This window comes from Moorena sp. SIO3I6, assembly GCF_010672095.1.
This window is the reverse complement of sequence record NZ_JAAHHU010000005.1, coordinates 1-12,246: the sequence shown is the minus strand read 5'-3', so window position 1 is coordinate 12,246 and position 12,246 is coordinate 1. Positions and strand designations below refer to the sequence as shown.

Here is a 12,246-nt window from a genome sequence, read left to right as displayed (position 1 = left end):
AGCAGACTCTCATAATTCACACTATGTGTTCTAATCCTTAATCTTTTCTTCATTCTTGTGTATGTTTGTGAAGACGGTGTGTCCCAAAGTCATTATCCACGGTGGTGCTGGTAGTTCTATAAAAGGCAAAGGAGGGGCTGATGCGATTCGCAAGTCCCTCCACTCAATTATTGAGGAGATTTATGCCTTGTTAGCGAACGGTAGTAGTGCGACTGATGCTGTGGTCCGAGGCTGCCAACTGTTAGAAGATGACCCGCGCTTTAATGCTGGAACCGGTTCAGTGTTGCAATCAGATGGGCAAATCCGGATGAGTGCGTCCCTGATGGAAGGTCAATCTCAGCGCTTCAGCGGTGTGATTAATGTGTCGCGAGTGCAGCATCCGATTCAGCTGGCAGAAGCGTTGCAAGGCTCCGATGACCGCGTGCTGTCGGACTATGGAGCTGCAGAATTGTTACGAGACCTGCAACTCCCGGTTTACAATCCTATGACGAAGCTGCGGTTACAAGAGTGGCTTCAAGAAAGGCAGGCCAATTTTAGCCATAAGATGGCGGGAGTGATTGCTGAGGACGAATTGGTGACCAGCTCTGAAGCTCGAAGGGGAACCATTGGTGTGGTTGTACTAGATAGCCTGGGTCATCTGGCAGCAGGGACCTCTACTGGTGGTAAGGGTTTTGAACGGATTGGTCGCGTCAGTGACTCGGCGATGCCAGCAGGAAATTACGCTACTTCTGATGCAGCAGTGAGCTGTACCGGTATCGGGGAAGACATTATGGAAGAGTGTCTAGCAGCACGGATTGTGGTGCGAGTCACTGATGGTTCATCCCTGGTGAATGCCATGGAGCGTTCATTTAAGGAAGCTCGGAAGAATCAGCGAGATTTTGCCGCTATCGCTCTAGATGCTAATGGTGCGATCGCATGGGGCAAAACTAGCGAAGTTCTGCTAGCGGCTTATCATACTGGCGAAAAGATTGTGGATACGTTGAATATGACTAAGGATGTGGAATTTTTGTCGATTTAAGTCGATTTAAATGTATCTGAACAATTACGCATACAGGATGCTGAAATCTTGATAGTCATTAGTAATGGCTTTTCGGTACCTGTTAGACTAAGCTGTTAACTTTAGTGGCCTCAAACTGCTATTGTGTATAGCTTTGATATTTTGATAATTGATTTTTTATACTAAATAGTATCTCAATGGCTAAAAGCGTTGCCTAGCAATACTTTTAGCCATTTTTTATGAGAATTAGCCTTGTGGTCAACCCCTCAGCTCCTACTCCCTACTCCCTACTCCCTACTCCCTACTCCCTACTCCCTACTCCCTTGTGCGATCTCCAAATTCCACAGAGCATCAATCCCACTACCCACATAGTCTGAGGATTGGTGCAGCTCAATCCATTGTGCAAGAGCACTGGACACATAACTAGATGGTTTACCTAACTCAGCCAAGGTCTCAGCTGCTGAGGCACGTACACCAGACTCTTCATCTTTGAGGCACCCCAGCAAAGCAGTGATCACAACTTGAGAAGAATTACCCAACTGGCTTAAGGCATTAATAGCGGCACAACGTACATCAGAATCTTCATCTTCTAGCTGTGGTAGTAGGGCACTGATGACTGTTTCAGAAAGGTTCCCAAACTGACCATTACCTAACTGACCTAAAGCAGTAGTAGCGGCACAACGGAGATCAGAATCTTTATCCTTGAGGGATGTGATTAAAGCACTGACTACGGTTTCACTACGCTGCTCTAATTTACCCAAGACCGAAGCACTCAAGCAACGAACACGAGAATTTTGATCGTTTAGCCTGGTCAATAACGCACTCACAACGGTTTTACCACGCTGCTTCAATTTGCCCAATGCCCAGATACTGGAGTAACGAACACGAGAATTTTTATCGTTTAACCGCATCAACAAGCTATTCACGACTGGCTCAGAAACCTGAGCTAATTCACCTAATGCTAAAGCTGCTTCAGAACGAACCGTAGCATCGTCATCTTTTAGCCAGCTCAGCAATGTATTTACTAAGCTTTCTGAAGTATTGTCTAATCTGACAATAGCGCTTAGTGATAAGTTCTGAATATTTTTTGGAAGACTAGTGTGATGGAGAGTAGTCAGATAATAGTCAGGAGAGTCTAATTTATTTAAACTATCACTAGTTAATCTATCACTAGTTAATATCTCACTGGCCTGGTGACGCACGGTATTATTATTATCTTCTAGCCCTGCCAAAAAGGTTTTGAGGAATGTCGGGTTTTGCCCTAATTGGTTTTGCCCTAATTGGTTTTGCCCTAATTCCACTTGGCTTTCCTGGGATTGTGTATCTTTCTGAGAGTTTGCTCTATCTTTCAATAGTTGTAAAAGGTCAAGTTTAATCTCAGTCTGATTCAAGTCGGAAAGGGTTTGAAAGACTTGCTGATGAATTTGGTAACCAACGCGCCGTGAATCACTGGCTGCTAGGGTAACCAATGCTGCTAAAATTTCTTGCAGTAGGGAATTATCTGCTATCTTCAAGGGTTGAGGATTTTCGCTAATGCAAGTGGCAGCAAATAATAAATCCCGATGTAACCAAGACTCATACTGACTGTCGTGATTCAAAATTTCCTGAATTGCTTTAGCGGCTTTTTTGGGCTTAAGCTGAGCAATTAGTAGGAGCAACACGTCTTGCCAGTGGGAGTCATGGAGATAGTCTTGGATATGATTCAGGATAATCTCAAAATTACCTTCATTATCGGCTTGATAGTTAATTTCTTGAGCACACAGATAGTCTTGAAATATTTTATGGATAAAGGCGTAACCATCCAGCCCTTGTTGTGTTAAAATTCCAGTGCGATGCTCCTTTGGAGCCGCTACGCGATGCTCGGTACGAGCCGCTACGCGAACGCTAATTAAATTAACCAACCGTTTTGCCTCTGCCTTGGCCTCGTATAACTGAATCTGTTTCAGGCTTTGAATTTCTCTACCAAACCAAGCCATCAGTTCATCTCGGTTAATTACTATCTTACCTTTTTTATCTTTATCTTTTTTACTATTCTGGGTATGCATCCAATAGCCTAAACGTTCCATCAATCGTCTGCAATCATTCAATCCCAGATATTTCAGCTTCTGATTATTACTAATGTCTGGTTTAGTAACGTCTGGTTTATTATCCCAGGAGGTTAATAACAGGTCTACTGCCTGGTCATAAAGCTGATAGCGCTCCAAAGGCAATCGGAAATGATAGCGGTGAATTAAAGTAATAATCGTCAACAATAGGGGGTTTCGTGCCAGGTTTCTAATCTGCTGATGCTCAGATAGTAAGTTGCTCAGGCTTTCTTTAAGTCGTTGTGATTCTGCGTTGTCTTGAATTTTACTATAGTACCAGCGCTGAATAAATTCCTCTATTTTACTGTCATCAAATAACTGAAGTTGATAGTGATAAAAATCTTGGTTCCAGAAAAACTCCCAGGGGATATTTGAGTTAAGGTAACGGTCGTTATCGGAGGTAATAATTACCCAATTATTAGGAAATTGCTGGATAAAATCCTTAATTTGCCCTACGACTTCCTCACCTTTGGCTGGTTCTGTGACTTGATCAAGCCCATCGAGCAAAATCAATGTTCGTCCATCCTCCAGCCAATGTTCAAAGAAACCTTTAGGCAGGGATTTCACCAATAGGGTTTTTTCAGCAAACTGCCGTGCATAGTCTAGAATACTGATATCTGAATACTCGACCCAATCCCGAATATCAATTAAAATCGGCAGCCAGTCAAGATCTGGCGCTAACCCCATTGCTTCTGGTTGCTTCTGGGCTAACATGACAGCAACATAATTCATTAAGGTGGTTTTACCTGAACCAGGCGCACCCAGTAACATGACGTTTCGGGATTTAGCAGAGGTAACCTGCCAGGTTTTTACCGCTAATAAATATTGGGCAAGAGTTTTTTTAACCGTTTGCATGGGCAATGGTTGCCATTGCTTACCGGGTAATGCTACCTGAGGGTGAAAAGCCCGCGACTCTACCGGTCGCTGACTACTGGGAGGATGTAACACTTCCACCTCAGGCATGACAAAAATTTGGTCAAGCTTAAGGGAATGGTTTCCATGCTGGGTCGCTACCAACATCCCAGCAAACTTAACATGATCAATCTTGTTGGAAATTTGCTGGAAATAGTTTTCCTTAGTTAGTTGAAATTGTAAATAAGTGCTGGTTTTCTCAGTATAAGTCTTGACAAAGGTTTCCATCCAGGGAAGGATAAAACTATCTTGTGGTTGAGTGGGGGCATAGTTTGAGGCTACCTGCTTAAATTTCTCCACAAGCAAAGAGGTTAATGGTGCTTTGTGCTCCTCTTGGAGGGGTTTGTGTAATTCCTCCTGTACTTCCCTATCTTGGAAAAAGTCTTCCAGAAAAAACGCGATCGCATCAGGAGCAGAGTAATAGAAAAGGCGCTGCTCTGGTGCCAAGGGTTCTTCTCGCACTAGGGCAGCTTTGAGTCCTTGCTCTACTGCTTTGTGGATGTCGGCAGGAGTTAGCCTAGTTTGAATTTTTCTCCCTAAAATAGGGGTAACAGATTTAGCAACAACAGAAGCAATTTCCCAGGTCATCAGGCTAGCTAAATTTTACCTCAACAATTATTATCGCAGTCTTTAGTCATTTGCTTCCCCTTCTTACTTCTGTTACCCCTATTGCCCCTCTTGAAACACCCAATTTAGGGAATTTAGCAACAACCTGATCAACTTACAGCCATCCCTATACTTGCTCAGCTGTTGGAATCTTCAGTGGTCTTTAATCGCCAACCGGGTTTAACTACCTGATTTCCACGAGCTATTACCAAGCTATCGTTTGGAACATCCTTGGTAACCACAGAACCAGCGGCCACAGTGACATCTTCTCCTAAGGTTAGTGGTGCCACCAAAACACTATTCGAGCCAGTCTTAGTGCGATCGCCTATCTGGGTTTTATGCTTTTTAACACCATCGTAATTGGCAGTAATCGTACCTGCGCCAATATTCACTCGGGACCCTAGGGTAGCATCTCCTAAATAAGATAGATGAGAGGCATTAGTGCGATCGCCAATCTGAGTATTTTTCAGTTCCACAAAATTCCCAATACGGCAGGATTCTCCTACTTGGGCATGACCCCGAAGATGGGAATACGGACCAATACGGGTGCCATCTTGAACCACAGAATCACTTACCACTGAATATAGCACGGTCACCTTCTCACCCACCTGGCTATTTTCAATCAGACTCCCTGGACCAATCCTGCTACCAGCACCAATAACAGTCTTACCCCGCAAATGAGTTTGGGGCTCGATGGTGACATCAGGTTGCAATTGGACAGTCTCATCAATGGTGATACTGTTTGGGTTAATTAATGTCACCCCTGCCTTCATCCAGCTATCCTTAATCCGCTCTTGCAAAATCTGCTCAGCCATGGCCAGCTGTTTACGGTCATTAATCCCTAGAATTTCGTGGTAATCTTCCACATCCACTGCCATTACTGGATTAACCATGGTAACCGTATCCGTTAGGTAATACTCATTTTGGTCATTATCCGCAGAGAGTTTTGGTAAGACCAAAGCCAATTGAGACCAGTTGAAGCAATAGACACCAGCATTGATGCGGTTATTTTGCTTTTGAGCATCAGTGCAATCCCGGTGTTCCACAATCTGTTGCAGCTGATTGTTACTATCACAGAAAACCCGTCCATAACCGGTGGGATTGGGCACATGGGCAGTTAGGATCGTAGCGCCATTGTTATGGGCTTGATGGCTTTCTAATAGTTGTTTAATGGTGTCGGGACGCAACAATGGAACATCACCATTTAAGACCAGTAAGTCTCCGGTATCGTCTGCCAAGTGGGGCAACAGTTGCTGGACGGCATGACCAGTACCCAATTGCTCTTTCTGTTCAACGAATTCTACATTCGTGTAGGCGCTCAGACTTTCTTTTACCCGTTCACTCTGATAGCCACAAATCACTATCACTCTGGAGGGGTTAATAGAAACACAACTGTTGAGCACACGCTCCACTAGAGTTTGTGAACCCAAACGATGACAGACTTTGGGCAGGTCAGATTTCATGCGAGTTCCGCGTCCTGCCGCTAGAATTGCTACTGCAACCATAGATTAGCTTTTTGCTTCCATCTTTGCATCCCTATCATACTAAGACTTGACCTCAGTTCAATGTCATAAATTGGCAGTTTTGTTAAAGATGCAGGAGAGAGAATTAAGAATTCCGGAGAAGCATGATTACTATATTGGGAGAATAAATAGGATTATTCCGGTATAAACTCTTATTAATTACTAATTAAGTAAAAAATTACCGTATTATGACTATAAAATGGGAATCGGGAATCGGGAATCGGGAATCGGGAATCGGGACTACATCGCTTAAACCTGTCTTGCCTTTTGCCTTTTGCCTTTTGCCTGGCGTTGCGTCAGTCTTTGAATGAATAGGAGTAGAGTGGGCATCCTGCCCGCGCGAAAATAAGCATGAAACTGGCAAGATGCCAGTTCTACACAAGATGCCAGTTCCACACAAGATGCCCATTCCAAGAAACTGGCAAGATGCCAGTTCTACACAAGATGCCAGTTCCACACAAGATGCCCATTCCAGGAAACTGGCAAGATGCCAGTTCTACACAAGATGCCAGTTCCACACAAGATGCCCATTCCAGGAAACTGGCAAGATGCCAGTTCTACACAAGATGCCAGTTCCACACAAGATGCCCATTCCAGGAAACTGGCAAGATGCCAGTTCTACACAAGATGCCAGTTCCACACAAGATGCCCATTCCACCTCACTCTTAAAATCATTCAATTATTAAGCAACACCTTTTGCCTTTTGCTACTCCCTACTCCCTACTCCCTACTCCCTACTCCCTACTCCCTACTCCCTACTCCCTACTCCCTATTCCCTGTTCCCTATTCCCTTTGCTCTCTCAACCAACGCTTTTTCCAATGGGAGGTTGCTTCAAGTAAAGAGTTTTGCTGCTCATGGCGGCGTCGGTGTAGAATGTCTGAGGCTGAGTCTGATAAATTCGGGTCTCGGTAAGGCACAGCAGCACGAGTTTGCAAATGTTCTTGCTCTCGGATTGATAAGCTAGGTAAATCAGCTTCAGTAAAGCTAGCGACAGTACCGGGTTGCCGATTTCCCACTTCAATGGTAGAGCCAATAGTAAACCCAGCTGTGATCAGGGCAATTCTCACTGCTGCGGCACAAGAGTAGGTGGCTAGTCTACCGGTGTCTGAGCAACATTGGGCTAAGTGTTGAATAAATTCGAGAGTCCATAATTGGGGACAGTTGGGTGGGGAAAAGGGGTCAAGAAAGATAGCATCAGCTTGGAAGTTAGCTTGTTGCACCTGTTGGATAGTCTCTCTGGCATCACCGAGATAGAGTTGAGCTTGCAATTGCTGGGTTTCAACTAGTCCAGTAGTTGCCAGAGCCTCTAATAGTTGGGGGATAGGATTGGCAAAGTGATTCAGCCAACCCTGAGCGATCGCAGCTTGTGGTACGGTAGAGTCTAATTCTAGGGCAACTAGTTGGACATGGCAGTGGGGATTGTGTGTCCAAATTTCCGCTAGGGCAGCAGCGCTGTTGTAACCTAGACCATAACAGATATCTAATAACCGTAGCACTGGCTGTTGGGCTTTTTCCGCTAGTTGGCAGGGTTTGACAAACTTCAGCTGGGCTTCTTCTATGGCACCTTGTCGGCTGTGATAGGATTCACCAATTTCTGAACAAAAGAAGGTGAATGAGCCATCAGCAGTCATTTCGGGTGTGAATACCTTTTTATCGGGCATTAGGGAGTAGGGAGTAGGGAGTAGGGAGTAGGGAGTAGGGAGTAGGGAGTAGGGAGTAGGGGTAAGAGGGAACAGGGAACAGGGAACAGGGAACAGTTCATGTAGGGTGGGCAGTGCATTAGACCGATTCACCAAGTTTGCTATAGGGTTAGTAGGCACTGCCCACCATCGAAGTTGATCCTTGAATTTATAATATTTAATGGCAAAATCCCCCAACCAAAACCCTAGTCTATGGCAGATCAAATACAAACACCCCACAGCGGATATCACTGGGACGGTAAGAGCGATCGCTTTTTTGAAGGTTGGTACTATCGGGTGACGTTACCCAGTTGTGGTCAGACGTTTGCGTTTATGTATTCCATTGAAGACCCCATTGGTGGTCAACCCTATAGTGGGGGTTCAGCCCAAATTCTAGGCCCTGATGATCAGTATCTGTGTCGTACCTTCCCCCATCCGGAACAGTTTTGGGGGTCATCGGAATCCTTAGGTCTAGGACATTGGGGTAAAACGAAATTACAAATAACTCCTCAATACCTTGACCCGGATAAATTTGAGTATCAAATCAAAGAAGGATATCAGGCTACAGCTACCTTGAATCAAGGGTTTATTCGGGACCCAGCCAGCGGACGCTATTGTGATTGGCGCTATGAAATTAAACCGATTTATGGCTGGGGAGATCAGGGAAAACCCCAGCAATCAACCGCTGGCTGGCTTTCGTTTTTACAGATATTTGAACCAGGATGGCAAATCTTGATGGCCCACGGTTTAGCCACTGGCTGGATTGATTGGAATGGTAAGCTCTATGATTTTACCAATGTCCCGGCCTATGGGGAAAAAAATTGGGGTCGTGCTTTTCCTAAGAAGTGGTTTTGGCTCAATTGCAACAGTTTTAGCGATCAACCAGACCTGGCTCTGACTGCTGGTGGTGGTAGACGGGAAGTAATGGGGTTGGCAGAAGCAGCTGCATTGATTGGCATTCACTACGAAGGTAAATTTTATGAATTCGTGCCGTGGAATGCAGAAGTAAGCTGGCAGATCGAGCCTTGGGGAAATTGGCAGATGCAAGGACGCAATGGTGAGTATGAAGTAGAGTTAACTGGTACAACGGACTATCCTGGTACACCTCTACGAGCTCCGACGGAACAGGGGTTAGATTTCATTTGCCGGGATACTATGCAAGGTCACCTGAGGTTGGAACTTAAACAACGACGTGGGGATAACGTTGAACCGATTTTGATAGCTGAAAGTAAGTTATGTGGATTAGAAGTTGGTGGTATTCCTTGGGAGAAACCCTGGAATTCTTCTGCTAAATTTCCTTGGGTTTTGTGATATACCGCTGCGGGCAAGGCAAGAGGCATGCATGCTAAAGTTTACTACCACAGCTTTTCAGATTTTATCTTCATTGGCTTTTATGTTATTAAACAGGAATTCTTGAGAAGAACTAGACAGCTTGATTAGTCATCAGACTTATATTTTATCTTCATAACATAATTTGTTTTACCTTTGCTTCCGAATGTCACATCGACACCTTTTATACCATCTACATTAATTCCCAAAGCAACATCACGGCTCATCTGAATCTCCATTTCATCAACGTTTTGCTTGCGCCCCTCCTCAATGACTGACCTTATGATTGCACTATCATCTTGAGAAAGATTACCTGGTGATTTCACTAGATCTACTACATATCTAATAAGTGCCCATTCAATTTTATAAGTGAAAAATATATCGATAAAGGTTTCCCATGTAAATTTAAATTCAAGCTTCTTTGTTTTATCGTTATAAACTAGTGTCATAGCATCATTTAGTTTTTAACAATACCTTCGCCAATCTAGGATATGAAAAATTGCAATTAGTCAACAGGGCTTTGGTAGGATACTTGGTATTACCCCTAATACAGTATCTCAAAAGCCCATTTTTGAGCGATTTACACCGATTGAGTATCAATCTTAACCATTTGTACAGCCTCACAGTAAATTACTTAATGCTTATCAGCCTTAGTAATAATATAGCGGTTTTCAATTCGGTGAGGTAGACAATTTTGGGATTTTAGGGAACAGGGAACTTCGCAATTGGGAACTTCGGAATTGGTAAAAAATCCTGTCTAAATCATAAGTATGGAAAACGCTATATAAGAGATTGACAGGGAGCATGTCACTTATGCAGAGCATTTGTACTAAAGCTATAGCCCCCTCATGGGTTTTAGCTTGCTCTAATACTAGATAGTTCATCAACTTTGACCTGCTCCCGATTGAAACTCCTCAAGGCTATAAGCCGGGGGAGTTTCAAAATACTACAGTTTGAAGTGCAGAAGGTGGGCGGAAACATTGGCAAAACATAGGGAAATGCGATGCTCCTTGGCCTTTGGGCCACGCTACGCGAATGGAGCCGCTACGCGATCGCAAAAACCAAAATCCCCAGAAACGTCACCCCAGATACCATTGTTCAAGATCAAAAAAAAAACCCCAGCGGGTAGCTGAGGGATTAGTCAGGGTGCATCTACTATTTCTGAATCCAAGGGAGTTCTACCTAGATCCGGAAATATTTCCAAAACCTAGGAAAATGCGATATAGCGTTTTTCATAGCTATGAGGTAAACAGTATTTTTTCCCACTTCCGACTTCCCTGCTCCCTGCTCCCTGCTCCGAAGCTCCCTGCTCCCTAAAATCCACCGGCGTAAGTACCTCACCCAATTTCAAAATACTATATCAACCCAAAGAGCGCAGAAAATTACCTAATCCTACACCAATAAACGTAGCAACAGCATAACCCAGAGTACCGCAAAGAATAGCAGGAGTAACAAGTTTATCCCACTGCCGTGCTGTCGCCATAGCCGCTGCTGTAGTTGGCCCACCCATATTAGCATTGGACGCAATCAGCAATTCAGCTAAATCCAAACCCAGCAATCGACCAACTCCCAGTAGCACTAACAAATGGATAGCGAGAATTAATCCAGCAAAGATAAACAGAACTGATCCGACTCGTAGCACTATTTCCACATTAGCGCTGGCTCCAATTACAGCAAAAAATACCTGCATCAGCAGATAGCCAATTTTTTCTGCTGCGGTTATCCTACCTAAATAACTTGGAAATACTGTCGCTAGCATCACAATTAAAACCGTTACCACCAGAATTCCCCCTTTGTTGAAGCCCAACCAGCTAGCGAGACCATAACCTACAGCACAAGTGGTCATACTAATGGCTAATGCCAAAGTGATATCGATAACAGAGAGTCCTTGTCGAGACTGGGAATCAAAGACACTAAACTGGCTAGAATTAGTATTCTCATGGGAACGTTGGTTAGGGAAAATTCCCCGTAGCCACTTCATTGAAGGTAAAGCAAACAACAGTAAAAAGTACAAGGTCATAACTAAATTATCTGCTGCTACCCCGGCACTGAGTAAATCTCCTGCTCGTAACCCAGTGCTTTCAGCGGTTGCCGCAAAATTAACAGAACCACCAATATAAGTAGCACAAAAAATTGCTGCCAACTTCCAACCTTCTTCTCCTAAAGGAATGAGATAGTAAGCCACTACTGTTCCTAGGATTGTTCCCACTGCACCAATGACATAGGCAATTAAGGTAGACCCAGCCTCCCACACAATCCGAAACAAGTCAGCTTGGAATAGTAGCAAAGGAATCGCTAAAGGAACTAAGTAAGACCAGACCACCCCATAGGTGGGAGCATCCGGTGGGATAATCCTAAGATTAGATAGGATGAAGGTTACCAAAATGGTCACAACAGCCCCAGATAGTTTAGCTCCCCAAGGAGTACGTTCTGCCCACAATCCAATTGTTGCTGCTGACAGCAGCACAGCCCATAAAGCGAAATCTTGATCAGGATTTATTAGAGAGGTTGCCATTTTGCTTATCTAAAAGCTTTTGAAAATAGATTGTCAAGGATTTTGCGATCTTCGTCTAGGTCAGCTTCGGTGTAGGGAAGGTAAGCTTTTTCCTCCTTGAGGAATTGGTAGGTTTCCCAGCGAGAAGAGAAGTTAAGGATTCTGCGGACTTGGGCAGCGCCAAGCTGACCTTGACGATAGTGATCAGCCACGATCAATTCAAGGATTCTGCGGGAGAGGTCACCTACTTGGAGTTGACTAGCGATTTCATCGGGGAGTTGGATGGTAATTTCCATAGGGGTGATCGGAGTCTGTCCATAGATGCAGTGTAACTCCAAAGTTAGGGAGCAGGGAGCAGGGAGTAGGGAGTAGGGAAGAGAGAATAGGGAACTTCAGATCAGGAAAAAAATCCTGTGTACCTTATAGCTATGAGAAGCGCTATAGCAATTCTATATCCCATAAGGTACAACTTGATCCCCCATTATCCCCCTTAATAAGCTATGCTTTATAAACATATTTCTTTACAAAAAACTTGACAAATTTTAGGAATTATGAATAGGAAATAAATAGGGCTGGCTGCATGAAGGCAGAAGGCATACCCGACAAGGCTTTCAAGCCTTT

General features: G+C 44.2%; 13 protein-coding genes. 5 read left to right on the top strand and 8 right to left on the bottom strand.

Annotation, left to right across the window (positions count from 1 at the left end):
* Positions 1-61: 61 nt before the first annotated feature.
* A complete protein-coding gene (locus F6K49_RS03920) occupies positions 62-1,018 on the top strand; it encodes an isoaspartyl peptidase/L-asparaginase (RefSeq protein ID WP_293094419.1) in 957 nt (318 codons plus the stop codon).
* Between the two features lie 218 nt (positions 1,019-1,236).
* Positions 1,237-1,374 (top strand): hypothetical protein, encoded by a 138-nt coding sequence (locus tag F6K49_RS03915; protein ID WP_293094416.1) that lies wholly within the window; start codon positions 1,237-1,239, stop codon positions 1,372-1,374.
* Here the strand turns inward: F6K49_RS03915 and F6K49_RS03910 are convergent.
* The 4 genes from F6K49_RS03910 to F6K49_RS03895 form a co-directional block, all read right to left on the bottom strand.
* Positions 1,306-4,581, bottom strand: coding sequence for a HEAT repeat domain-containing protein (locus F6K49_RS03910; RefSeq protein ID WP_293094413.1), 3,276 nt, complete (start codon positions 4,579-4,581; stop codon positions 1,306-1,308). The genes F6K49_RS03915 and F6K49_RS03910 overlap by 69 nt on opposite strands.
* A 155-nt stretch (positions 4,582-4,736) precedes the next feature.
* Positions 4,737-6,104 carry a bifunctional UDP-N-acetylglucosamine diphosphorylase/glucosamine-1-phosphate N-acetyltransferase GlmU gene (gene glmU, locus F6K49_RS03905; protein ID WP_293094410.1) on the bottom strand — a complete coding sequence of 456 codons (1,368 nt, stop codon included), beginning with the start codon at positions 6,102-6,104 and terminating at the stop codon, positions 4,737-4,739.
* 196 nt (positions 6,105-6,300) lie between these two features.
* Positions 6,301-6,579: a hypothetical protein gene (locus F6K49_RS03900; protein ID WP_293094407.1), complete on the bottom strand. Its 279-nt coding sequence runs from the start codon at positions 6,577-6,579 to the stop codon at positions 6,301-6,303.
* A gap of 39 nt (positions 6,580-6,618) precedes the next feature.
* Entirely contained in the window at positions 6,619-6,801 is a 183-nt protein-coding gene (locus tag F6K49_RS03895) for a hypothetical protein (protein WP_293094403.1), read from the bottom strand.
* Between the two features lie 17 nt (positions 6,802-6,818).
* Between F6K49_RS03895 and F6K49_RS03890 the strand changes: the two genes are divergently transcribed.
* Positions 6,819-6,962 (top strand): hypothetical protein, encoded by a 144-nt coding sequence (locus F6K49_RS03890; RefSeq protein WP_293094400.1) that lies wholly within the window; start codon positions 6,819-6,821, stop codon positions 6,960-6,962.
* On the opposite strand, the gene F6K49_RS03885 is transcribed toward F6K49_RS03890, so the two are convergent.
* On the bottom strand, positions 6,906-7,943 hold the full coding sequence (locus F6K49_RS03885) for an MnmC family methyltransferase (protein ID WP_293094397.1): 1,038 nt from the start codon (positions 7,941-7,943) through the stop codon (positions 6,906-6,908). The genes F6K49_RS03890 and F6K49_RS03885 overlap by 57 nt on opposite strands.
* 72 nt (positions 7,944-8,015) lie before the next feature.
* On the opposite strand from F6K49_RS03885, the gene F6K49_RS03880 reads away from it, so the two are divergent.
* Positions 8,016-9,113: a tocopherol cyclase family protein gene (locus tag F6K49_RS03880; protein ID WP_293094394.1), complete on the top strand. Its 1,098-nt coding sequence runs from the start codon at positions 8,016-8,018 to the stop codon at positions 9,111-9,113.
* A 125-nt stretch (positions 9,114-9,238) separates the two neighbouring features.
* Here F6K49_RS03880 and F6K49_RS03875 read toward each other — a convergent pair whose 3' ends face one another.
* Positions 9,239-9,580 (bottom strand): hypothetical protein, encoded by a 342-nt coding sequence (locus tag F6K49_RS03875; RefSeq protein ID WP_293026355.1) that lies wholly within the window; start codon positions 9,578-9,580, stop codon positions 9,239-9,241.
* Positions 9,581-10,129: 549 nt separating this feature from the next.
* On the opposite strand from F6K49_RS03875, the gene F6K49_RS03870 reads away from it, so the two are divergent.
* Positions 10,130-10,264, top strand: coding sequence for a hypothetical protein (locus tag F6K49_RS03870; RefSeq protein ID WP_293026353.1), 135 nt, complete (start codon positions 10,130-10,132; stop codon positions 10,262-10,264).
* Between the two features lie 227 nt (positions 10,265-10,491).
* On the opposite strand, the gene F6K49_RS03865 is transcribed toward F6K49_RS03870, so the two are convergent.
* Together F6K49_RS03865 and F6K49_RS03860 are read right to left on the bottom strand one after the other, a co-directional pair.
* A complete protein-coding gene (locus tag F6K49_RS03865) occupies positions 10,492-11,646 on the bottom strand; it encodes a DUF819 family protein (RefSeq protein ID WP_293037482.1) in 1,155 nt (384 codons plus the stop codon).
* A gap of 5 nt (positions 11,647-11,651) precedes the next feature.
* Positions 11,652-11,921 carry a UPF0175 family protein gene (locus F6K49_RS03860; protein ID WP_293026349.1) on the bottom strand — a complete coding sequence of 90 codons (270 nt, stop codon included), beginning with the start codon at positions 11,919-11,921 and terminating at the stop codon, positions 11,652-11,654.
* Between the last annotated feature and the right edge of the window lie 325 nt (positions 11,922-12,246).

Coding starts and splice junctions, on each gene's coding strand:
- F6K49_RS03920 (WP_293094419.1), top strand. CDS start 62: ATGTTTGTGAAGACGGTGTGTCCCAAAGTCATTATCCACGGTGGTGCT.
- F6K49_RS03915 (WP_293094416.1), top strand. CDS start 1,237: ATGAGAATTAGCCTTGTGGTCAACCCCTCAGCTCCTACTCCCTACTCC.
- F6K49_RS03910 (WP_293094413.1), bottom strand. CDS start 4,581: ATGACCTGGGAAATTGCTTCTGTTGTTGCTAAATCTGTTACCCCTATT.
- glmU (WP_293094410.1), bottom strand. CDS start 6,104: ATGGTTGCAGTAGCAATTCTAGCGGCAGGACGCGGAACTCGCATGAAA.
- F6K49_RS03880 (WP_293094394.1), top strand. CDS start 8,016: ATGGCAGATCAAATACAAACACCCCACAGCGGATATCACTGGGACGGT.
- F6K49_RS03875 (WP_293026355.1), bottom strand. CDS start 9,580: ATGACACTAGTTTATAACGATAAAACAAAGAAGCTTGAATTTAAATTT.
- F6K49_RS03870 (WP_293026353.1), top strand. CDS start 10,130: ATGCGATGCTCCTTGGCCTTTGGGCCACGCTACGCGAATGGAGCCGCT.
- F6K49_RS03865 (WP_293037482.1), bottom strand. CDS start 11,646: ATGGCAACCTCTCTAATAAATCCTGATCAAGATTTCGCTTTATGGGCT.
- F6K49_RS03860 (WP_293026349.1), bottom strand. CDS start 11,921: ATGGAAATTACCATCCAACTCCCCGATGAAATCGCTAGTCAACTCCAA.